Source organism: Flavobacterium piscis (genome assembly GCF_001686925.1).
Taxonomy (GTDB): domain Bacteria; phylum Bacteroidota; class Bacteroidia; order Flavobacteriales; family Flavobacteriaceae; genus Flavobacterium; species Flavobacterium piscis.
Genome location: NZ_LVEN01000005.1, coordinates 35,188 through 59,025, shown reverse-complemented (window position 1 = coordinate 59,025; position 23,838 = coordinate 35,188). Strand labels below are relative to the sequence as shown.

22 protein-coding genes are annotated in these 23,838 nt (G+C 34.0%); 17 read left to right on the top strand and 5 right to left on the bottom strand.

Going from position 1 to position 23,838, the window contains the following annotated elements; all coding sequences use genetic code 11:
• Positions 1-165: 165 nt before the first annotated feature.
• The 12 genes from rplS to uvrB all read left to right on the top strand — a co-directional run bounded on the left by rplS (position 166) and on the right by uvrB (position 13,840).
• Entirely contained in the window at positions 166-516 is a 351-nt protein-coding gene (gene rplS / locus FLP_RS03690; RefSeq protein ID WP_055098496.1) for a 50S ribosomal protein L19, read from the top strand.
• A 279-nt stretch (positions 517-795) separates the two neighbouring features.
• The gene (locus tag FLP_RS03685) at positions 796-3,018 is read left to right on the top strand and encodes an NADP-dependent isocitrate dehydrogenase (RefSeq protein WP_065448185.1); all 2,223 of its coding nucleotides are present in this window, start codon (positions 796-798) and stop codon (positions 3,016-3,018) included.
• Positions 3,019-3,300: 282 nt separating this feature from the next.
• On the top strand, positions 3,301-5,682 hold the full coding sequence (locus FLP_RS03680; protein ID WP_065448184.1) for a TonB-dependent receptor: 2,382 nt from the start codon (positions 3,301-3,303) through the stop codon (positions 5,680-5,682).
• Positions 5,683-5,719: 37 nt separating this feature from the next.
• A complete protein-coding gene (locus FLP_RS03675; protein WP_065448183.1) occupies positions 5,720-6,541 on the top strand; it encodes a DUF4249 domain-containing protein in 822 nt (273 codons plus the stop codon).
• Positions 6,542-6,549: 8 nt separating this feature from the next.
• Complete coding sequence (locus tag FLP_RS03670) at positions 6,550-7,047, top strand: GyrI-like domain-containing protein (protein WP_065448182.1); 498 nt, start codon at positions 6,550-6,552, stop codon at positions 7,045-7,047.
• Positions 7,037-7,477: a DinB family protein gene (locus FLP_RS03665; protein WP_065448181.1), complete on the top strand. Its 441-nt coding sequence runs from the start codon at positions 7,037-7,039 to the stop codon at positions 7,475-7,477. The genes FLP_RS03670 and FLP_RS03665 overlap by 11 nt, the downstream gene beginning before the upstream one ends.
• 149 nt (positions 7,478-7,626) lie before the next feature.
• Positions 7,627-8,082, top strand: coding sequence for a RidA family protein (locus FLP_RS03660; RefSeq protein ID WP_083195782.1), 456 nt, complete (start codon positions 7,627-7,629; stop codon positions 8,080-8,082).
• 330 nt (positions 8,083-8,412) lie between these two features.
• The gene (locus tag FLP_RS03655; protein WP_065448180.1) at positions 8,413-9,075 is read left to right on the top strand and encodes a thiamine diphosphokinase; all 663 of its coding nucleotides are present in this window, start codon (positions 8,413-8,415) and stop codon (positions 9,073-9,075) included.
• 294 nt (positions 9,076-9,369) lie between these two features.
• On the top strand, positions 9,370-10,317 hold the full coding sequence (rlmF, locus tag FLP_RS03650; RefSeq protein WP_065448179.1) for a 23S rRNA (adenine(1618)-N(6))-methyltransferase RlmF: 948 nt from the start codon (positions 9,370-9,372) through the stop codon (positions 10,315-10,317).
• 80 nt (positions 10,318-10,397) lie between these two features.
• On the top strand, positions 10,398-10,625 hold the full coding sequence (locus tag FLP_RS03645; protein ID WP_065448178.1) for a uroporphyrinogen decarboxylase: 228 nt from the start codon (positions 10,398-10,400) through the stop codon (positions 10,623-10,625).
• Positions 10,626-10,716: 91 nt separating this feature from the next.
• Positions 10,717-11,655 carry an alpha/beta fold hydrolase gene (locus FLP_RS03640; protein WP_065448177.1) on the top strand — a complete coding sequence of 313 codons (939 nt, stop codon included), beginning with the start codon at positions 10,717-10,719 and terminating at the stop codon, positions 11,653-11,655.
• Between the two features lie 193 nt (positions 11,656-11,848).
• On the top strand, positions 11,849-13,840 hold the full coding sequence (gene uvrB / locus FLP_RS03635) for an excinuclease ABC subunit UvrB (RefSeq protein WP_065448176.1): 1,992 nt from the start codon (positions 11,849-11,851) through the stop codon (positions 13,838-13,840).
• Here uvrB and FLP_RS03630 read toward each other — a convergent pair.
• Complete coding sequence (locus tag FLP_RS03630) at positions 13,837-14,238, bottom strand: excinuclease ABC subunit B (protein ID WP_065448289.1); 402 nt, start codon at positions 14,236-14,238, stop codon at positions 13,837-13,839. The genes uvrB and FLP_RS03630 overlap by 4 nt on opposite strands.
• Before the next feature lie 55 nt (positions 14,239-14,293).
• Here FLP_RS03630 and FLP_RS03625 point away from each other — a divergent pair, with 55 nt between their 5' ends.
• The 4 genes from FLP_RS03625 to FLP_RS03610 all read left to right on the top strand — a co-directional run bounded on the left by FLP_RS03625 (position 14,294) and on the right by FLP_RS03610 (position 17,795).
• A complete protein-coding gene (locus tag FLP_RS03625; protein ID WP_065448175.1) occupies positions 14,294-15,094 on the top strand; it encodes an alpha/beta hydrolase in 801 nt (266 codons plus the stop codon).
• 22 nt (positions 15,095-15,116) lie between these two features.
• Positions 15,117-16,127 carry a dipeptide epimerase gene (locus tag FLP_RS03620; protein ID WP_065448174.1) on the top strand — a complete coding sequence of 337 codons (1,011 nt, stop codon included), beginning with the start codon at positions 15,117-15,119 and terminating at the stop codon, positions 16,125-16,127.
• A 5-nt stretch (positions 16,128-16,132) separates the two neighbouring features.
• Entirely contained in the window at positions 16,133-17,167 is a 1,035-nt protein-coding gene (locus FLP_RS03615; protein WP_065448173.1) for an aminotransferase class I/II-fold pyridoxal phosphate-dependent enzyme, read from the top strand.
• 163 nt (positions 17,168-17,330) lie between these two features.
• On the top strand, positions 17,331-17,795 hold the full coding sequence (locus FLP_RS03610; RefSeq protein ID WP_065448172.1) for a DUF1456 family protein: 465 nt from the start codon (positions 17,331-17,333) through the stop codon (positions 17,793-17,795).
• Positions 17,796-18,032: 237 nt separating this feature from the next.
• Here the strand turns inward: FLP_RS03610 and FLP_RS03605 are convergent, their stop codons facing one another.
• A complete protein-coding gene (locus tag FLP_RS03605) occupies positions 18,033-18,737 on the bottom strand; it encodes a LytR/AlgR family response regulator transcription factor (protein ID WP_065448171.1) in 705 nt (234 codons plus the stop codon).
• Between the two features lie 4 nt (positions 18,738-18,741).
• Positions 18,742-19,782, bottom strand: a complete 1,041-nt coding sequence (locus tag FLP_RS03600; RefSeq protein WP_065448170.1) for a sensor histidine kinase — start codon at positions 19,780-19,782, stop codon at positions 18,742-18,744.
• Between the two features lie 221 nt (positions 19,783-20,003).
• Here FLP_RS03600 and FLP_RS03595 point away from each other — a divergent pair, with 221 nt between their 5' ends.
• Complete coding sequence (locus FLP_RS03595; RefSeq protein ID WP_065448169.1) at positions 20,004-20,807, top strand: DUF5694 domain-containing protein; 804 nt, start codon at positions 20,004-20,006, stop codon at positions 20,805-20,807.
• A 133-nt stretch (positions 20,808-20,940) separates the two neighbouring features.
• On the opposite strand, the gene FLP_RS03590 is transcribed toward FLP_RS03595, so the two are convergent.
• Together FLP_RS03590 and sucC are read right to left on the bottom strand one after the other, a co-directional pair.
• The gene (locus tag FLP_RS03590) at positions 20,941-21,966 is read right to left on the bottom strand and encodes an IS110 family RNA-guided transposase (RefSeq protein WP_243397497.1); all 1,026 of its coding nucleotides are present in this window, start codon (positions 21,964-21,966) and stop codon (positions 20,941-20,943) included.
• A gap of 435 nt (positions 21,967-22,401) precedes the next feature.
• On the bottom strand, positions 22,402-23,595 hold the full coding sequence (gene sucC / locus FLP_RS03585; protein WP_065448167.1) for an ADP-forming succinate--CoA ligase subunit beta: 1,194 nt from the start codon (positions 23,593-23,595) through the stop codon (positions 22,402-22,404).
• Positions 23,596-23,838 lie beyond the last annotated feature (243 nt).

Here is a 23,838-nt window from a genome sequence, read left to right as displayed (position 1 = left end):
GACTGAAAAGTGCGACTAACATTCTTTTTACCAGCAAGTTAAAATAATTTACAATTCATAATTTATAATTCATAATTATTTTCTACATTTGCACCCGAATTAGACTAACCTCTGGCGAGATCCGTGAATGTTGCTCTATATAAAAAACCATAATTACAAGATATCATGGCAGATTTAATGAAATTCGTTCAAACCGAATTAGTTGCTAAAAAAGATTTCCCTGTTTTCGGAGCTGGAGATACTATCACAGTTTACTACGAAATTAAAGAGGGTGAAAAAACAAGAACTCAGTTTTTTAAAGGAGTTGTTATTCAAAGAAGAGGTTCTGGTAACACAGAAACTTTTACTATCCGTAAAATGTCTGGAGCTATTGGAGTTGAGCGTATCTTCCCGGTAAACTTACCAGCTTTACAGAAAATTGAAATCAACAAAAAAGGAGCTGTTCGTAGAGCTAGAATTTTCTACTTCAGAGAACTTACTGGTAAAAAAGCTAAGATTAAAGATAAAAGAAGATAATCATTTATCTATTTGTTATAAAAAACTCGTTTCATATCATTTGAAACGAGTTTTTTTTGTGCCTAATTTTCTACAATGTCAAAACTGTAATTTTTTAATAGCAAAATAATCGATTTGACAATTTAACGACCTCGAAATAACAATCTGATAATTTCGGTATTTCTCAGGAAAACTACACCGTTTTCGGACTGTTTTTATTATATTTGCTCCGCTCATTCTGAGCCGAATATACCTTTTACATCGCTCCCCTTGGCGATACGATTATAAAAAAAAAAAAAAATGACACAGAATTCAAAAATTTATTACACCTTGACTGATGAGGCGCCATTGTTAGCGACTTATTCTTTTTTACCTATTGTTCAAGCATTTACTGCTACTGCTGGTATCGCAATTGAAACAAGAGACATCTCTTTGGCAGGTAGAATTTTATCTAATTTTCCTGAAGTTTTAACAGATGCTCAAAAAACCGGAGATGCTTTGGCAGAATTGGGTCAGCTAGCGACACAACCTGAAGCTAACATCATCAAATTACCAAACATTTCTGCATCAGTACCTCAATTAAAAGCGGCAATTGCTGAATTACAATCTCACGGTTATAAAATCCCTGATTTTCCGGAAGATCCTCAAAATGATGCTGAAAAAGAAATTAAAGCTAAATATGCTAAAGTTTTAGGTTCTGCTGTAAATCCTGTTTTACGTGAAGGTAACTCTGATCGTAGAGCTCCAAGAGCAGTTAAGAATTTTGCAAAAGCAAATCCACACTCAATGGGTGCTTGGTCTGCTGATTCAAAAACCAAAGTTGCTTCTATGCCTGATGGTGATTTCTACGGAAGTGAAAAATCACTTACTGTTGCAGAAGCCAATGATGTAAAAATCGAATTTGTTGCAAAAGACGGTACAACAACTGTCCTTAAAGCAAGTACACCTCTTAAAGCAGGCGAAATAATCGACAGTTCTGTATTGCACTTAAAAGCTTTAAAAAGCTTTGTTGCAGATGCGATTGCAGATGCAAAAAAAGAAGGTATCTTACTTTCTGTGCACTTAAAAGCTACTATGATGAAAGTTTCAGATCCAATTATCTTTGGCGCTATCGTTGAAGTATATTTTGCTGATCTTTTCAAAAAATATGAAACTTTATTTGCTGAATTAAACATTGACACAAGAAATGGTTTAGGTGACATCTACGCAAAAATTGCAGGAAGACCTGAACAAGCCGAAGTAGAAGCTGATATTACTAAAGCTATCGAAAACGGACCAGCTCTTGCAATGGTAAATTCTGATAAAGGAATTACAAACTTACACGTTCCGTCTGATGTTATTGTTGATGCTTCTATGCCGGCAATGATTCGTACTTCGGGACAGATGTACAATAAAGAAGGAAAACAACAAGATACGCTTGCTGTTATTCCAGATCGCGCTTATTCCGGAATTTATACTGCAACTATCGATTTCTGTAAAAAACACGGTGCTTTTGATCCTAAAACAATGGGAAGCGTTCCTAACGTAGGTTTAATGGCTCAAAAAGCGGAAGAATACGGATCTCACGACAAAACTTTCCAAATAAAAGGAGACGGCGTTGTTCGAGTAGTAGACAATAAAGGAACTGTTTTAATGGAGCAAAACGTTGAAGCTAATGACATTTTCAGAATGTGTCAGGCAAAAGACGCTCCTATTCAGGACTGGGTTAAACTAGCTGTAAACAGAGCTCGTTTATCTGATACTCCTGCTGTTTTCTGGTTAGACGAAAACAGAGCGCATGACAGAGAATTGATTGCAAAAGTTCAAAAATATTTAAAAGATCACAATACTGTAAACTTAGATATCCGTATCCTTAACCCAGTTGCTGCTACTGAATTTACTTTAGACAGAATCATCAAAGGATTAGATACCATATCTGTAACAGGAAACGTTTTACGTGATTATTTAACTGATTTATTCCCAATTTTAGAATTAGGAACTTCAGCTAAAATGTTATCTATCGTTCCTTTAATGAATGGTGGTGGATTGTTCGAAACTGGTGCCGGAGGTTCTGCTCCTAAACACGTTGAGCAATTTACAGAAGAAGGTTACTTACGTTGGGATTCATTAGGAGAATTTTTAGCTCTTGGTGCATCTTTAGAGCATTTAGGACAAACTTTAGACAATTCTAAAGCAATTGTTTTATCTGAAACTTTAGACGAAGCTAACGACAAATTCTTAGCCAATGATAAATCTCCAGCTCGTAAAGTAGGACAAATTGACAACCGTGGTTCTCATTTTTACCTTGCTTATTATTGGGCACAAGCATTAGCAGCTCAAAATAAAGATGCTGAATTAAAAGCAATCTTTACTCCAATTGCTGCTCAATTTGAAGCTAACGAAGCTAAAATTGATGCTGAATTAATTGGTGCACAAGGAAAACCTCAAACTCTTGGCGGTTACTACCAGCCAACTCCTGAGTTAGTGAGCAAAGCAATGCGACCTAGTGCAACATTCAATGCAATTATTGCAGAAATAAAATAATAGAATACAAAATGAGAGTACAATAGTGCATCTCTTTTATAAATAGGAAAAAAGACAACTTTAAACGGTTGTCTTTTTTTTTTTTGAATAATTGCCAAGCATATGAATATTTTTCAACTTCCATCTTATTTTTGCTAAAATCGACTGCAAAGTGTTTTTTATATTGAAAAACAATAAAGCGTTGAAAACCTGCAAAAAGAAATATTCTTAACTAATGTTTAACAAAAGTTGTACCCCAATATTTAGTAAGAATTATTAACTATGTGCTTCAAACACAAGACAATGATTTCAAAAAAAATTGGCCTTATTTTTATCCTCCTTATAACGACTTTTACTTCATTTTCTCAGGAAAAATTTACTTTAAGCGGAACGATCACTGATTTTAAAAATAACGAAACTTTAATTGGAGTAAATGTTTATATCCCTGTTTTAAAAATTGGAACTACAACTAATGAATATGGTTTCTATTCGCTTACTGTTCCAAAAGGCGAACATGAAATCGAGATTAGTTACGTTGGCTATCAAACCATTCAAAAAACAATTACTTTAAATCAAAATACTAAAAATAATTTTGCGGTTCATGAAAGTGGCGAAGAACTTCAGGAAGTCGTAATAAAAGACAACAGAGGTAAAATCAATATCAAAACGCCAGAAATGAGTGCCAATAAACTTTCTATTGCCACTATAAAAAAAATGCCTGTTGTAATGGGTGAAGTCGATGTTCTAAAATCGATTTTACTGCTGCCGGGTGTTACCAATGCTGGCGAAGGTGCTTCGGGATTTAATGTACGCGGTGGCGGCGCTGATCAGAATTTGATTTTATTAGACGAGGCTACAATTTTTAACTCTTCTCACGTGTTCGGGTTTTTCTCTGTTTTTAATCCTGATGCCATCAAAGATTTAAAGCTATATAAAGGCGGAATCCCTGCGCGCTATGGCGGAAGAGCTTCTTCTGTTCTGGATATTTATCAAAAGGACGGAAACAGCAAGGAATTTCATGTAAATGGAGGAATCGGTTTAATTTCGAGTAGAATTTTGGCAGAAGGTCCCATTGTAAAAGACAAAGGATCTTTTTTAATTGGCGGAAGAGCTTCGTATGCGCATTTATTTTTAAAATTATCCGAAGATCAAAAAGACAACTCGGCTTATTTTTATGATTTAAACACAAAATTGAGTTATAAATTAAACGATAATAACAGTTTATATTTATCCGGTTATTTTGGCCGTGACGTTTTTAGCCTGAATAAAAGTTTTACCAATACGTACGGAAACGCCACTTTAAACCTGCGCTGGAATCATTTATATTCGGATAAATTATTTGCGAATTTATCTTTGATTTACAGCGATTACTATTATGGTCTTGATTTGGATTTTGTAGGTTTTAAATGGGATTCGGGAATTAAAAATTATAATATTAAATACGATTTCAAGAATTACATCTCTGATAAATTCAAACTAAACTATGGTGTAAACGGAATTTACTATGAATTCAATCCAGGAACAATTAAACCGAGTAATGATGCTTCAGGAATTAATCCGGATCAGTTAGATAAAAAATATGCTTTTGAACCCTCTGTTTATATTGAAGCAGAAAATCAGCTTTCGAAAAAAATTACAATTTCTTACGGATTACGCTATAGTCTGTTTTATCGTTTAGGGGCTTCGACAATCAATTATTACGATAATAATGAACCCGTTATTTTCAATACTAATATGCAGATTTATGAAAAAGCGACACCAACATCCACTCAGTATTTTGGCAAAAACAAGCAAATTCAGAATTACAACAATTTAGAACCGCGATTCTCGGCATCGTATCAATTAAACGATGACCAATCCATAAAAGCAAGTTACAACAGAATGGCGCAATATCTTCAATTGATCTCGAATACCTCATCGCCTACTCCGCTTGATGTCTGGATGCCAAGTGATAATTACATCAAACCACAAATTGCAGATCAGATTGCGTTGGGTTATTTTAGAAATATAAATGATGGTGCCTATTCTTTAGAAGTTGAAACCTATTACAAGAAAATTCAAAACAGACTGGATTATATCGATGGTGCCGATTTGATTGCCAATGATGCCATCGAACAAGTAATCCTTAACGGAAGAATGCGCTCTTATGGAGTAGAATTTATGGTAAAGAAAAACGAAGGCAAACTAAATGGCTGGATTTCCTATACGCTATCAAAATCGCAACAACAAACTCCGGGAAGAACTCCTGAAGAAACCGGAATCAACAATGGACAATGGTACAATTCTGCTTACGACAAAACACACAATTTAGCAGTGACATCGGCTTATACATTAAACGAAAAATGGTCATTTGGCGCTAACTTTGCTTTGCAATCCGGTCAGCCAGTTTCGTATCCAAACGGTCAATACGAATATTTAGGAATTACGATTCCTAATTATGGACAAAGAAATGAAAATCGTTTGCCCGCTTACCACCATTTAGATATTTCGGCAACTTTGACACCAAGAAAAAACAAAGACCGAAACTGGAAAGGCGAATGGGTTTTTAGCATTTATAATCTATACAATCGTCATAATGCAGCCTCTATCAACTTTCGCCAAAATGTAGATACCGGAGCTAATGAAGCCGTACAAACCTCTATTTTTGGGATTGTTCCTGCTGTTAGTTATAATTTTAAATTTTAAAAACCATTTTCTGTAAAAGGAAAAGAAAAGATATATCATGAAAAAAGCAACCTTATTACTAGCACTTTTTATTTCGATTTTCTTCGCAAGTTGCGAGGAAGTTGTTGATGTTGATCTCGATACTGCCCCTCCAAAATTAGTAATCGAAGCGGCCATCAACTGGCAAAAAGGAACAACAGGAAGACAGCAAACGGTAAAATTATCAACCACAACCGGCTATTTCGAAAACGTAATTCCAACAGTTTCCGGAGCAACAATTTTTATCAAGAATAGCAAAAACGACCTGTTCAACTTTTATGAAGTCAATAAAACAGGCAGATATGTGTGCACAAACTTTATTCCGGTAATCAACGAGAATTATACTTTAACCGTAATCAGTAACGGCACGACTTATACAGCGACCGAAACAATGAAATCAGTTGCGCCCATTACCAGAATAGAACAAAATAATGAAGGTGGTTTTACAGGAAAAGATATCGAAACCAAAGCTTTCTTTAATGATCCCGCCGATGCAGATAATTTTTATTTGTTTAAATATGTATATTCGAACAAAGTTACATCGACTTATTATGTTAGTGAGGACAAGTTTTTTCAGGGAAATGAATTTTTCAGTTCATCAGATGACGAAGATTTAAAAGCAGGAGATGAAATCGAAATGACTCATTACGGAATTTCAAAACAATATTATAACTATATGAGTATTTTGGTAAGCATTGCCGGAAGTAATGTTGGCGGACCTTTTCAGACACCACCCGCAACCGTAAAAGGAAACATCATCAATAGTACGGATAAAGCCAATTATCCGTTGGGCTATTTTTCGCTTAGCGAAATCGACATAAAAAAATATAAAATTCAATAATTAATAAAATGGAAGCCAGAATTGAAATTTTATCCGAGAAAAAACTAATTGGTAAACACATTGACATGTCGTTTATCGAAAATAAAACGTTTCAATTATGGAGTTCCTTCATGCCAAAACGAAAAGAAATCAAGAACTCAATTGATTCCAATTTATATTCGCTTGAAGTTTTTCCTAATGGTCATTTTGATAATTTCGATCCTAATAATAGCTTTCAGAAATGGGCAGCAGTTGAAGTTTCGGATTTTGAGACAATTCCTTCAGAAATGGAAACCTTAATAATTCCATCCGGATTGTACGCTGTTTTTGTACATAAAGGCCCGCAAAGCGAAGGACATAAAACCTATCACTCTATTTTTGTAGAGTGGCTTCCAAATTCAGAATATACAGTAGACGAAAGGCCTCATTTTGCCGTAATGGGCGACCAATACAAAAAAGAAGATCCGGATTCTGAAGAAGAAATCTGGATTCCGATAACATCTAAAATTCAAAGTCATGTTAATTGAAACCCTAAAATCCCTTTTCAATCGTGATCTCAACAAATTAAAAGTTGAAATTGAATCCTATCAAAACGAAAATCAGATTTGGGCAATTGACAAAAACATTTCCAATTCAGCAGGAAATCTCTGTTTACATCTTATCGGAAACATCAATACTTATATCGGAGCTGAAATTGGCAAAACAGCTTATGTCAGAAATCGTCCTCTCGAGTTTTCTTTAAAAAACATTCCTAAATCAGAACTTATAACCAAAATAGAAGATACTATTATAGTAGTAAATAATGCTTTCAATACTTTGACCGAAGAAGATCTCGAAGCCATTTATCCGCAAATTGTATTCGAGAAAGAAATGACAACAGGTTTCTTTTTGGTTCATCTCTCTACACACTTGGCTTATCATTTAGGACAAATTAATTATCACAGAAGGTTGCTTTAGTTTACAGTATTCAGTCGCAGTTTGAGACTGTAAACTGTAACTGAATACTGAGACTGAGACTGAAAACTAAAAACCCCTCAACATATGTAAAGGTTTAGAAATTAGAATTAAGCAAAATTTGCAAATAATTAATTCAAAATTTCAAAAACATGAAACATTTACTGTTTACACTATTTTTTCTTGGTGCAATTACCACAAAAGCACAAACTTTCAAAAATCCTGAACCGTTATTCGACCCAACTCCTTATGGCTTCAGTCACGCATCATCCGTTTCAACACCTGGAGAATTTGTTTATATTTCCGGGCAAAGCGGAGGTTTAGGAAAAGAACACACCTTAAGCAAGGATTTTAGAGAGCAAACTCAGGTTGCCTTAAAGAATATAGTATCCGTTCTAGACAGCTATAATCTAAAACCGGAGAACATCATGAAAATTACCATTCTAATCGTAGATCATTCACCCGAAAAATTAAAAATATGGAACGAAGAGATTAGAAAAGTCTGGAAAAACAAGCCCTTTCCGGCAAGTACCCTAATTCCCGTTCCCAAACTAGCTATAGACGGGATGCTAATCGAAGTTGATGCTATCGCTTTTAAGGCAAAGTAATTTTTTTTCACCATTAAGATATTAAGACAATTAAGCTAAAATACCTTAAATGCAAAAAAAATTAACCATTAAGGCATTAAGTTAGATTAAGAAGGTAAAACTTAACTTTCTTAATATCTTAATGGTAAAAAACATCTAAATCTTTTTAATCTTAATAATCTGTGGCAAAAAAAATTAACCATTAAAATATTCAGCCCGCCAACTTAACTTTCTTAATATCTTAATGGTAAAACAAAACATAACAACGATAAAAAAATCTAAAATCTAAAATCTAACCTCTAAAATCCTTTCCTTTCGTACATTTGCACCACATTTCAAATCAAAAACTAAATGTCTTCACACCATATCGTACGCGACGACCAGGAACCTGCCTTAATTATTGCCAACGGAGCAGCATGCAATCCTGAATTATTAGGGCAATTGCTCGAATGGTCGCCACTGGTTATCGTGCTCGATTCTGCCATAGAAAGAGTGATTGATTTAGGCATAAAAGTCGATGTGCTTTTGGGTGATTTCGATCATGGTTTTGATCCCGAAATCTATAAAACATCACAATATCCTATCGAAATTGTGCATACTCCGGATCAGGATAAAACCGATTTAGAAAAAGCATTTGATTACCTGATCGCCAGAAAAATTCCTGCTGTAAACGTAGTTTGGGCTACCGGAAAACGTGCCGATCACACCATTACAAACCTTACCAATATTGTTCGTTACCGCAATTTGCTTAAAATTGTGATACTCGACGATCATTCAAAAATATTCTTATTGCCTAGTAAATTCGAGAAATGGTATACGGCAAAAACGCCTATTTCATTGATCCCAATTGGAGTTGTAAACGGAATTAATTCGACCAATTTATTATATCCTCTAAAAAACGATACCTTAACAATTGGTTATCGAACCGGCAGCAGCAATTCTGTTCTTCACGATGGTTTGATCAGCATCACCCATACCGATGGTGATTTGTTGTTAATGGAGTGTATGGATTAATTATTTCATTCGAATAAAAGCCTCAAAAATTTCATTTAAACACATAGAAACATAGTTTAAAATCTATAAAAAAGTCGTTTCACTCTAACTTTAATTCACAATAGCAAGCTATGAGAGAAAGCGAGCTTTTTTTGTATCCTAAAAAATAACAACAGAAAATCTATGTTTCTATGTGTTTAAATTCAATTTGGAATTTGGGCTTTGTTAATTGGAATTTGGAATTTCAAAAATTGGAATTTTAAACACACAGACACTAAGAAAGGAATGACTATCTTTGCACGGAAATTCAGAAAAATGAAAGAAATAGACAATTCCGAAAAAAACAATTTACATCCTCGAAATCTTCATCGTTCCCGTTATGATTTCGAACTTCTTATCGCGAATTGTCCTGAACTAAAAGCATACGTTGCGGTCAACATCCACGGAATTGAAACAATCGATTTCAGTAATCCATTGGCTGTAAAAGCGCTTAACAAAGCATTACTCCAAACTTATTACGACATACAAAACTGGGATATTCCTAAAAATTATCTTTGCCCACCCATTCCGGGAAGAACCGACTACATTCATTATTTAGCTGATTTACTGGCCGAAACCAATAACGGAATCATTCCGCAAGGATCTTCAGTTTTAGGTTTAGATATAGGAACCGGAGCCAATTGCATCTACCCTATTTTAGGAAATGCTATTTACGACTGGAGTTTTGTAGGAACTGATATCGACGAAAAAGCAATCGAAAATTGCAGCAAAATCATCGAGGCAAATCCTAAATTGATTGACGCTATAAGTTTACAGCAACAAACCGAATCCCGTTTTATTTTCAAAAATATCATCACACCCGAAGATCGTTTTACCTTCACGATGTGCAATCCGCCTTTTCATTCTTCTGCCGAAGATGCAAATCAAAGTACCGTTCGTAAAGTTTCGAATTTAACCAAAGAAAGAAAAAAAACAAATCCGGTTTTAAACTTCGGAGGCCACAATGCCGAATTATGGTGCGATGGCGGAGAAATTGGTTTTGTAACGCAAATGATTTATGAAAGTGCAAAATTTGCGATGCAAACTTTGTGGTTCACAACTTTGGTTTCGAAAAGAGAAAATCTTTCGAGCATTTACAAAACACTAAATAAAGTAAATGCCTCTTCAATCAAAACTATTGATATGGCTCAAGGCCAAAAAACAAGCCGTATTGTAGCCTGGACTTTTTTAAGTGAAAGCCAGCAAAAAGCGTGGAAATTTTAAAATACGGACTTTCAATATAAAGTAATGATTTTATTATTTGTTTTTTGGTAAATTTACCGTAAAGCAATTCACACAAAATCATGGCAGAATATATTGGCTATCTCGCATCATTTTTTATTGTTGGAGGTTTTTTACTCAAAGACCTCAAAACAATCCGATTCATTAATATGTTTGGATGTATTTGTTTCGTAGTTTACGGTATCTTTTTTAAAGATTATAAAGATCTTAATCAATGGCTTTTACCTGTTATTATTCCAAATGCCATTTTAGCATTAGTACAAGTATATCATCTTACCAGAAAAAACTAAACATTATAATTATAATACTTTAAAATAAAATTCTGATACTTTTTCGATACGCAATTTCCTTACCTTTAGTAGTAAATTGAATTTTATTACTATGCCAAAAATATACTTTAGAATACTGTTATTAGTTCTAATTACCGGTTGTTCTTCGACTAAAAAAGCAAAATTTGACGATTATATTTTCAAAACCAAAAGCGAAAAACAAGCTTATATCAGTTCTTACGACAAAGCTTTAAAACTTTGGAATATTCCTTATTCTGAAGAAAATATCAAAACCACTTACGGAACTGCCCACGTTATAATGGCGGGTCCTAAAAACGGAAAAGATCTGGTTTTACTTCACGGAATGGACGCCAGTTCTACAATGTGGTATCCAAATATTAAATCTTTAACCAAAAATCATCGCATATACGCTATCGATTTTATGATGGAACCCGGAAAATCTACATTAAATTCAAAACCACTTTCTTCAGAAGAAATCATGATTTTGTACAACGAAATTTTCGATCATTATAAATTAAAGAAATTCGATATTGTGGGCGCTTCGCGAGGTGGCTGGATTGCTACTTTATTAGCTACTCAAAAAGGAAATAAGATTGATAAAATAGTCTTGTTAAGTCCGGCACAAACCTTTAAATTTATCGATAAGGTGGGCAAAACAACTTCGGCATTAATGCTAAAACTTTTTCCTAGCGAGAAAAAATTCGGCAAAACCTTAAATACGTTTTCTACTCATCCTGAAAAAATTAGCCCTGTTTATAAACGACAATTTTATCTGGCCAATAAATATGCAAAATCAAATTCGAGTATGCTCAAAATGCATCCTTTTTCTGATGATGAATTAAAGTCGATTACCAATCCGGTTTTGGTTTTAATTGGCGATCATGATGTCATTAATTCCGAAGAAAGTCTGGAAAGAGCCAATAAATATTTAATAAAAGCCAAAACACAAATCATAAAAGACGCAGGACATTTTTTATCCATCGATCAGTCAAAAATTGTAAATGATGCGATGATTGATTTTTTAGAATAGTTTTTTTGCCACAAATTACACGAATTCCCACGAATTATTTGAAAGTTAATTTTGAAAATTCTGTCGTAACAAACTTGTTCGTATTCTACTTTTTAGAGCAAAAATTCGGACAATTCGTGTAATTCGTGGCAACCCTTTTATATAGAATTCAAACTTTGTATCTTTACAAAACTAATTTTTTCATCCTTCAAAAATGAATTTTCAAGTATCCTCAGAGTATAGTCCAAAAGGTGATCAGCCACAAGCGATCGAAAAACTTTCGCAAGGTGTAATCGATGGCGAAAAGTACCAGACATTATTAGGCGTTACAGGATCCGGAAAAACATTTACAGTGGCGAATGTTATTCAGGAAGTGCAAAGACCTACTTTGGTTTTGGCCCACAATAAAACGTTGGCAGCGCAATTATATTCTGAATTCAAACAATTCTTCCCTAATAATGCGGTAGAATATTTCGTTTCTTACTACGATTATTACCAACCCGAAGCTTTTATGCCGGTAACAGGGGTTTTTATCGAAAAAGATTTATCTATCAACGAAGAGCTTGAAAAGATGCGTTTAAGCACCACTTCCTCGCTCCTTTCAGGGCGTCGGGATGTTTTGGTTGTCGCTTCTGTTTCGTGTTTATATGGTATTGGGAATCCGGTTGAATTTAAAAAAAATGTAATTGAAATAACCAGAGATCAGGTTATTTCGAGAACTAAATTACTTCATAGCCTGGTTCAGAGTTTATATGCCAGAACTGAAGCCGATTTTAATCCGGGAACTTTTAGAATTAAAGGCGATACGGTCGAAGTATATCCAAGTTATGCCGATGACGCATTTAGAATTCACTTTTTTGGTGACGAAATCGAAGAAATAGAATCCTTTGATGTGAAGACTTCACAAGTGATAGAAAAATTTAAAAGACTTACTATTTATCCCGCTAATATGTTTGTGACTTCTCCGGATGTACTGCAAGGTGCCATTTGGGAAATTCAGCAGGATTTGGTAAAACAAGTCGATTATTTTAAAGAAATAGGAAAACATCTCGAAGCCAAACGTTTGGAAGAACGTACCAATTTTGACTTAGAAATGATTCGGGAATTAGGTTATTGTTCGGGAATCGAAAATTATTCAAGATACCTTGACGGAAGACAAGCCGGAACAAGACCGTTCTGTTTATTGGATTATTTCCCGAGTGATTATCTGATGATTGTAGATGAAAGTCACGTAACCGTTTCTCAGGTTCACGCCATGTATGGAGGCGACAGAAGCCGTAAAGAAAATCTGGTGGAATACGGTTTTCGTTTACCTGCCGCAATGGACAACAGACCTTTGAAATTTGAAGAGTTTGAAGCCATACAAAATCAGGTAATTTATGTATCTGCAACACCAGCGGATTACGAATTACAAAAAACAGATGGTGTTTATGTAGAACAAATTATTCGCCCAACGGGATTATTAGATCCAGTTATCGAAGTAAGGCCGAGTTTGAATCAAATTGATGATCTGATCGAAGAAATTCAGGTGCGCTGCGAATTAGACGAAAGAGTTTTAGTAACCACGCTGACAAAAAGAATGGCCGAAGAACTGGCAAAATACTTAACCAAAGTAAATATTCGCTGTCGTTATATACATTCTGAAGTGGATACGTTGGAGCGTATCGAAATTATGCAGGATTTACGAAAAGGTATCTTTGATGTTTTGATTGGAGTAAACTTACTTCGTGAAGGTCTTGATTTACCAGAGGTTTCGTTAGTTGCGATTTTAGATGCTGATAAGGAAGGTTTTCTTCGTAATCACAGATCTTTAACGCAAACTATTGGTCGTGCGGCAAGAAACCTGAACGGAAAGGCAATTTTGTATGCCGATAAAATTACGGCAAGTATGCAGCGAACAATCGATGAAACAGAATATCGCAGAACCAAACAGATTAATTATAATACAGAACACGGCATTACGCCACAGGCTTTAAATAAAAAAATCGAAAGTGCTTTTACCAAAAATCCTTTGGTAGAATACGAATTGGGTCATACATTATCTGCTGCTGCAGAACCTGAGACGGCGTATTTATCGAAAACAGAATTAGAAAAAATGATCCGTGAGAAACGTAAATCTATGGAGAAAGCAGCCAAAGAATTAGACTTTTTGCAAGCAGCGAAGTTGCGTGATGATATCAAAAAACTACAGGAACAATTGGCTTAATTGTGTTGTTCCTGAAAAACTTTCAATAATACATTAGGATCAATAATAGCATTTGGCGCGTTTTTCATCAAATCCAAAACACGTTTGGTGGCATTGGGGTTCAAACCCATTTCGATTGCAATTTGCTGAATGGCTTTGGCTTCTTTTTCGTGTAAAATACCATCGCAGTACATAATCAAAGCCAGTCTGTAGAATTGCTGAATGCGCTGAAATTCTGATTTTATAATCGAACTGTTATTTTCCTGATGAAATAAGTCATGAAAAACAGCTAAATCAATGCTTAATTCCTGAGCAACAAGCCACAAAAAATCATACTCTCTTTTGTGCAAATGCCCATCAACAGTAGAAAAAGCAATCATTTCTAAAAGTAAACTTCTCTTTTCTGTTTCGGTATTCATCAATTTATTATTTTTAGCTAAAATATTGTTTTTAAATCTAAAATGCAAAGAACTCATGATTAGAGGATTTTTCTTTTTTATAATGCTTTGGATAACCTCTGTCACAAGCGCGCAAGAAAGTTCTGCTTCAAAAAACGTATCTACTTTTACGATCGAAGCGCCTCAACTGAAAACCACTAAAAAAATCTGGATTTACCTTCCTGAAGATTATTCGGCTACAGCCAAAAAATACAGCGTGATTTATATGCACGATGCCCAAAATCTATTCAATTCTAAAACCGCTTATTCCGGAGAATGGAATGTCGATGAAAAACTGGATAGTCTGAAAGCTCCCGTAATTGTGATAGGAATCGAACACGGAAATGATAAACGCATCGATGAATTAACACCATTTAAAAATGAAAAATATGGTGGCGGAAATGCCGATAATTATCTTGATTTTATTGTGAAAACATTAAAACCATATATCGACAAAAATTACAGAACCAAACCAAAAGCCAAAAACACTATTATTATGGGAAGTTCTCTTGGTGGATTGGTTTCTTATTATGCCATTCTAAAATATCCTGAAACATTTGGCAAAGCAGGTGTTTTCTCACCTTCCTTTTGGTTTTCGAATGACATTTATACTTTAACAGAAAAAGCTCCCAAAATCAAAACTAAAATTTATTTTTTGTGTGGAGATAAAGAAAGCGATGATATGGTAAAAGATATGACCAAAATGGAACGTTTGTTAGATACAAAACGTTGCTATTGCTTACATCTTACTAAGTCTAAAATTGTAAAAGGCGGCGAACATAACGAGAAACTCTGGCGGGATGGATTCGTAAAAGCAGTGCTGTGGCTAGGTTATTAATAAAAAACAATCAAAAAATATTATGGAATTAATTTTAAGAGAATACAATCTAAAACTAAAACATACTTTCACCATATCAAGAGAATCAATTGATTTTCAGCCGTCGTTAATTGTCGAACTCAAAAGTGATGGTTTCTCGGGTTTTGGAGAAGCTACTTCAAATCCGTACTACAAAACTACGGTTCCGATAATGATGCAGGATTTAGAAAAAATCAGAGGTATTATTGAAACAACTGAAAATGAAACTCCTGAAGTATTTTGGGCAAAAATCTATCCGTATTTAAAAGGTGATATGTTTGCTTTGTGCGCTTTAGACTTGGCGTATAACGACTTGTACGCACGCAAGAAAGGAAAGAAATTGTATGAACTGTGGAATTATTCAATCGAAAAAAATCCGCTTACAGATTATACCATTGGAATTGCTTCGATAGAAAAAATGGTTTCAAAGATGCAGGAACTTCCGTGGCCAATTTATAAAATAAAATTAGGTACCAAAGAGGATATTGCAATTGTAAAGGAACTCAGAAAACATACGAATGCCATTTTTAGAATTGATGCCAATTGCGGTTGGGGCGTTGACGAAACGATAAACAATGCTGTTGAGCTCAAAAAAATAGGCGTAGAATTTCTGGAGCAGCCTATGAAAGCTGATAATTGGGAAGCGCATAAAGAAGTTTTTAAACATTCTGTTCTGCCTGTAATTGCCGATGAAAGCTGTATTATAGAAGAAGATGTTGCCAAATGTTTCAACCATTTTCATGGTGTAAATGTAAAATTGGTAAAATGCGGTGGATTAACCCCTGGAAAACGCATGATCGAAGAAGCAAAAAAACTGGGTTTAAAAACTATGGTAGGCTGTATGACCGAATCTACTGTGGGAATTTCGGCAATTGCACATTTATTGCCTCAATTGGATTATGTAGATATGGACGGAGCATTACTTTTGGCACAAGACATTGCAACCGGAGTAACGATAAAAAATGGCGTAATTCACTATTCTGATCTTAACGGAACCGGAGTTACTTTACTATAAAAGCTATGAATGTCAATCAATTTCCGGATAGAATTATCGAGATCGACCAGGAACAGTATTTGTATTTTGGAGGAACGGCTTATTTGGGATTAGCCACCAATAAAGAGTTTCAGGAATTGGTGATTAATAATATCCGGAATTGGGGAACAACTTACGGAAGTTCCAGAAGTGCCAACATACAACTTACGGCGTACGAAAATGGGGAAAATTTTTTAGCCCATCATATCAAAGCAGACAGTGCTGTTACGGTTTCTTCCGGAATGCTGGCGGGAAAATTAGTCCTCGATTTGTTGCAAAAACAAACAGATTCTTTTTTTCATTTTACCAACCATCATCCTGCGATTCATTTTAAGGACAGTTTGCCCATCTTCTTAAATGGAGAACTAAATTCACGTTTACTGGATTCCAAACCAGAAAAAATCACGATTTTAACCGATAGCGTTTCCGGATTTCAGACCAAGTCAATTGATTTATCTGTTTTGGCAGCAATTCCGGATCATAAAGAGATTACTTTGGTTATTGATGAATCGCATTCGTTAGGAATTTTAGGCGAAGGTGGCTGTGGAATTTATTCTGAAATTGATCTTCCGGTCAAACGAAAAATCATGATTTCGTCTTTAGGAAAAGCATTTGGTTTAAACGGTGGTGTTATTGCAAGTGATGCTTCTTTCATCCATCAGATAAAAAATCTGGATATTTTTATTTCTGCTGCGGGAATGAATCCTGCATTTGTTCAGACTTTGGCGGATGCAGCAAATCTGTATAAAATTCAGCATCACAAGTTATTAGATAATCTGGACTATATTGATCGAAAGTTAATCAAAAATCAACACATCAAATTTGACAAAACTTATCCTCTTATTTATTTAGAAAACGAAAATCTGATCGACGTATTAAAAGCAAATAAGATCATTATTGCCAATTTTAAATATCAGGAAAATGCCAGTAATCTCAATCGAATTGTAATTACAGCTAATCATCTTCGTGAAGATTTAGATAAATTAGTAAATATCTTAAACGATTACAATTCTCTAAATTAAGATAAAAAAGTTAGCAACGAATTCACGAATTAAATTTTAAAATTGATACTATTAGTAAAAATTCGTGAATTCGTGGCGAAAAAACAGTAAAAGCACTTCTAGTTCTTAAACTAAAATTGTAATCAAATTACTTTTAAAACGTACCTTTGTAAAAAATTAAACGATGACAAACAACGATATCTTAAAAAAACTTCGCGTGGCTTTGATGCTCCGTGACGACCAAATAGTTGAAATTTTAGAGTTAGTAGATTTTAGAATTACAAAATCAGAATTGGGAGCTTTTTTCAGAGCCGAAGATCACGAAAACTATATGGAATGTGGTGATCAGGTTTTGCGTAATTTCTTAAACGGATTGGTAATTCATTTAAGAGGTACAAAAGAAAATCCTAAAAACCCGAATGACGTTTTAGCGAAACATAAAGCTGAAATTCCTAAAAAAGACAGCACCAAAGAAAGACCTGAATTTAAAGCCAGTGCAAAAGATGCTGAAAAAGGAAGAGGCGATAAAGCTCCATCTAAATCAGGACCTGCTGCTAAAAAGCCTTTCAAGAAAAATAATACTAAAACTGCTCCTAAAGTACAGGTTGTAGAAAAAGTAGTATACAAAAACGGGAAGAATAAGAAATAAGCTTTTTAACCCAAAGGACGCTAAGATTTACGCAGAGTTCGCAAAGTTTTTTTAGCCACGAATTCACGAATTATTTTTCATAATCTTTGAAAATAAAAATTCGTGAATTCGTGGCTATTATTTTAAACCCGAAAAGTTCGCAAAGCTGTATAGATAAAGCTTTGCGAACTTTGCGTTTATAATGTCACAGATTTAGTAAAAATCTTTGCGCGCTTTGCGGTTAAATCACCACCAAACCTAGATTTTATTCTGATCAATTCGTTCAAAAAAAGCATCTTTATAAGTTGCTCCTATTGGCAATTCTTTGCTATGAATAAAAACCGAAAAACTATCTGTAGATTCTATTTGTTTTAATGCAATTACAAAGGATTTATGTATTTGGATAAAATCTTTTTCAGGTAATGATTCAAGGACGTTTTTTAAAGAAGAATGCGTAATTAACTGCTGTTTTTGAGTGTGAATGCAAACATAATTCTGAAGACTTTCGACATATAAAATTTCCTCTAAAAACAATTTCTGGAATTTATTTTTACCATCTGTTTTCACAAAAATAAAGTCAGATGAAATATTTGTTACAACTTCTGCTTTTGTCTCCGCATTTAGTTTAGAAACGGCCTGATAAAAACGTTCAAAAGCAATTGGTTTCAATAGATAATCAATCGCATTAAGTTCAAATCCTTCTAATGCAAAATCAGGATATGCTGTTGTAAAAATGACTTTTATATCTTTTGAAATTATCCTGGAGATCTGCAAACCTGTGAGTTGCGGCATCTGGATATCCAAAAAAATAACATCGACACTTTGTGTATTCAGAAATTCTAATGCTTTTAATGAATCATTAAAAACGCCTACTTTTTCGAGAAAAGATACTTTTTCGATATAATTTTCGAGTATGCGCGTTGCTGGCGGTTCATCATCAACAATGATACATTTAAAATTCATGGAATTATTTTTTTAGTGGTATTTTTAAATAGGTTTTAAAGGTATTATTTTCTGCGATTTTTTCAAGCACAAATTGATCTTTATACGTGTACTCTAAACGTTTTGTCAGATTTTCGAAACCAATTCCGGTCGAGGAATAATTCTCTCCTCCTACATTATAATTAAAGGTTGATAGCTCTAAAAAGTCTCCTTTTATTTTGATCGAAATAATTGCTTTTTCATCCGGATTATTGAGTTTGGCGTGTTTAAAAACATTTTCTATAAAATGAATTAAAGCCGATGAAAGGATTTTTTCGGTTGCATAATTTCCTTCAATTTCAAAGTCCAGACAAAGCTGATCCTCAAATCGTTTTTGCTGCAAATGAATGTAGTTTTGCACAAACTGAATTTCATTAGAAAGTAACACCTCATCTTTCTCTGTTTCTGTAATCACGTAGCGCAACAAATCTGATAAGACTAAAATATCTGATGCCATTTTATCATCTTTCAAAATCAACTGACTATAAAACGAATTAAGCGTATTAAACAAAAAATGCGGACTAACCTGCGATTTAAGCATTTGAAGCTGCGCTTTTTTATTTTCTAATAACAATTCCTGGTTTTGCTTGTTGGCATCCTGAAATTGCCAAAACAAATAATTCAGAGCACTTAAAATTACAGACGGTAATCCGAAGAAAAAATTATCCCGAATATAATATCCTATTTTACGTGTTTCCTCTCCGTAATTGTGAATTCCGGTAATTTCGAACACAACTACTTCCTGCAAAAAATAACGGACTCCTGCAAAAATTAATAATGAAACCGGAATACTTAAAAAGTACCATAACATCCTTTTTTTATTTAAAAACCAGTCGCAAAATGTATAAAAATTAAGAAGATAAACAATGAAAATAGAAAGTAAAAAACCTGAATTAAAAAAGAAATACATAATACTGAAAACAGACTCCAATTTTCGATTACTCACGCCAATATCCCAAAGATAAAAGGTTATAAATAATCCTAAGAAAAGAAGAATATGGTAATAAAAAGGAATTTTCAGCTTCATAATAATGTTGTTGTTATTTCAAAAATACAACTATGCAACTACATGAATACTATGTTTATATAAAATAGCTATTTTCTGTGACGAACTATCAAAAAGGATACACGAAATTTTTTGACAGCTTATTTTTAGTGTTTGTAATTTGAAATCTGATGTTCATCAAAAACTAAAATATCATGGGAAAAGCTACGATACATTTGCCTTGAATTTAAAAACAAATCATCATGAAAAAAATCGCTTTATTACTCGTTTTTACAATGGCATTTAATGCAGGTTCTGCTCAAACAAAAAAGAAACAAATATTATTATTCGGAAGTTTCCATTTTGAGAATCCGGGACTTGACGTTGCTAAAGTAAATACGTTTAATGTCATGTCAGACAAAAGCCAGAAAGAGCTTGAAAACATCACCGATAAAATTAAAAAGTTTGGTCCCGATAAAATCTTCATTGAATGGAATTATCAAAAGCAAGCCAAATTAGATAAATTTTACGCTAAGAACACTGATAGTTTACTTAAGAGCGATTCAGATGAAATAGTACAAATAGCTTTAAGATCTGCTAAAAAATTAGGCCATAAAAAGCTATACGGAATTGATTATAATGGTGCTGATTTTCCATATGATAGTTTGGTAAAAGGAATGAAGGAAGCTGGTCAGCTTGATTTAATCAAAAGGAATGAAGAGACTATGAAGCAGTATGAAACAGATTTCAATACAAAAATTACAAAGTATTCTTTAACAGAACTTCTTTTAGACATTAATACAAAAACATCAAATGGTGACAATCTCCAGTGGTATCTTCAAACTGCCATCAAAGGTGGCAAAACTGATAATTTTGTGGGTGCTTTTTTAGTTTCAGAATGGTACAGAAGAAATCTTTATATGTATGCTTTACTTCAAAAACTAACCGAAAGTAAAGATGACAAAATAATGGTTTTATTAGGCGCCGGCCATACGGCAATGATTAGAGAATTCGTTGAGCATAATCCTGAATTTGAAATTGTTGAATTGGGTACTGTGCTTAAGTAATTTTCTAACCGCGACGAATTTAACCGCAAAGATTCTGTGTTGATTTCCAATTTTAAATCTTAATTTTTCTTAATTTTGTTTTTCAAGACAGTCATTGAGCTAGTCTCTATAGCGTGTTAAACCTTATGTGTTTTCACGCTATTTTTTTTATCGAATAATCTTTGTCATAAATTGTTTCATTTTTGAATAAGACATATATCAATTGCAATATTTTTCTTTGAATAGCCACCAAGGCTTTCATTTTAATTCCGTGTTTAGATACCAATCTTGCATATGTCTCCCTAAAATTGTCATCCCATTTTACCGCAGTAAGAGCTGGCAGATGCATTGATTTTCTTAAGGCTCTATTTCCTTTTTTAGATATTCTGGGCTTTCCTTTTACTGATGTGCCCGACTGCTTTTCTTTTACATCCATTCCTGCATAACTGGATAATTGAGATTTATTCCTGATTAGCTCAAAACCATTTGTTTCTGCCAGAACAATTACAGCTGTCAGTTCCCCAACTCCCGGTATGGTTGTTATCCTGTCTATAATTTGTCTTATATCCGGATTTTCTTTTACGATCCACTCAATATCCTCTTTAATTTCTTTCTCCTGTGAATTCAAAAAACGTATTCTTGCCTGCATTCTCTCCATGCTTCTCTGATTTGGTTCAGCTTCTGTGATTTCAGCATGTATTTGATTTTTAATAATGCTTCTTTCCTGAACAATCTGATCTCTTTCTCTGGTTAACTGCTGCAATTCCTTATAAGTAGGTTTTGGTTTGGACCACTTATCCAATTTTCGCTCTAAACCAAATTGGGCAATTGCCTGAGAACAGCTTTTGTCTGTAATGGTTTTTAATTCCAAAGTTCGCATGTAATTACTGATTTTATTAGGCAGTACAATGCTTAACTTATAATTATTGTCAGTTAAGAAATAAGCAAACTTTTGATGATATACACCCGTAGCTTCCATAACATACAGAACATCAACTTGATTGTCTGTTAATTTATTTGCCCATTCAACCAATGATTTAAAACCAGAATCACTGTTTTTGAAAACTTTATAGGCAAATAATTCTATCGAAAAATCATCTAAAAGATGTCCTAAAGTCACTACCAATTCTTTTTGAGCTACATCAATTCCTGCTACTTGTTTTACAATTTTACCCATCATTTACTTGTCTTAAATTTAATATATAAAGTGATGAATCTTCCTTCGTCTTTTCTCCTGATTGGATATTCTGGATATTAAGCACTGCTTAATTCCTTACATTCTGTTCAGACTCTAAAAGATAAAAAAGAATGAGGTAATTTCTTTGCGAGAATATGTTTCTACGAACTATTTAGACGCGAATGCACTCTCATTCTTTTTCACTTTAATAATGCAAATTTAAAAAAGTAAAAACTTCTAAATTAACTTTGCAAACATAGGAGAACGCTAAGATTTACGCAAAGTTCGCAAAGTTTTATTGATAAAGCTTTGCGAACTTTTACGTTTGTAAACATACTACAAAAATAAAATCTTGCGCTCTTTGCGGTTAAATACACTCCAAAAAAAAATCCTTCCGATAACCGGAAGGATTTTCTATATAATTGATTTCTTATTTGATTAAGAAAGTGCAGCTTTAACTTGGTCAGCAGCTTCTTGAAACTGAGTAGCTGATAAGATTGGCATACCTGAATTGTCAATTAATTCTTTTGCAATTTCAGCATTTGTTCCTTGCAAACGAACGATAATTGGCACATTGATAGCATCACCCATATTTTTGTAAGCGTCAACAACTCCTTGCGCCACACGGTCACAACGAACGATTCCACCAAAAATATTAATTAAAATAGCTTTTACGTTAGGATCTTTTAAGATAATTCTAAAAGCAGTTTCAACACGTTTTGCATCAGCAGTTCCACCAACATCTAAGAAGTTAGCAGGCTCAAAACCAGCGTATTTAATTAAATCCATAGTTGCCATTGCAAGACCTGCTCCGTTTACCATACATCCTACAGTACCGTCAAGATCTACATAGTTCAAACCTACTTCTTTAGCTTCAACTTCTATTGGATTCTCCTCACGGATATCTCTCATCTCAGCATATTTTGGCTGTCTGTATAAAGCATTATCATCGATATTTACTTTAGCATCAACAGCCATAATTTTATTATCTGAAGTTTTCAAAACCGGGTTGATTTCAAACATAGAAGCATCAGAACCAATGTAAGCATTGTATAAAGAATCGATGAATTTCACCATTTCTTTGAAAGCATTTCCAGAAAGACCTAAGTTAAAAGCAATTCTTCTTGCTTGAAAACCTTGTAATCCAACAGAAGGATCAACTTCTTCAGTAAAAATTAAATGAGGAGTGTGCTCAGCAACTTCTTCAATATCCATTCCACCTTCAGTAGAATACATAATCATGTTACGACCAGTAGCTCTATTCAATAAAACAGAAACATAAAATTCAGAAGTTTCACTTTCACCAGGATAGTAAACATCTTCTGCAACTAATATTTTGTTTACTTTTTTACCTTCTGCAGAAGTTTGAGGTGTAATCAATTGCATTCCGATGATTTGTCCAGCAATTTCTTCCACTTGTTGCAAGTTTTTTGCCAACTTAACTCCACCACCTTTTCCACGACCACCTGCGTGAATTTGTGCTTTTATTACGTGCCATCCTGTACCAGTCTCGGCAGTTAATTGTTTTGCAGCAGCCACAGCTTCGACTGCATTGTTAGCCACAATTCCGCGTTGAATGCGTACTCCGTAACTTGCTAAAATTTCTTTTCCTTGATATTCGTGTATGTTCATAATATAGAATTTGTCTGGTTCTGAATTTATTTCAGAATAAAAGTGCGACAAAAGTAGCAAAATTCAACTGAATAGTAAAATCTTTTTCAATTAAAAAATGTGTGAGATATTTATAAAACGTTTATTATTTTTCAATGCAAAGAAATAGTTAACTAAACAATTTGTTAATATTAACTCAAAACCACTAAAACGTTTGATATTTAACAAAAACTTCACTGTATTTACTAGCCTTAAGGTGATTTT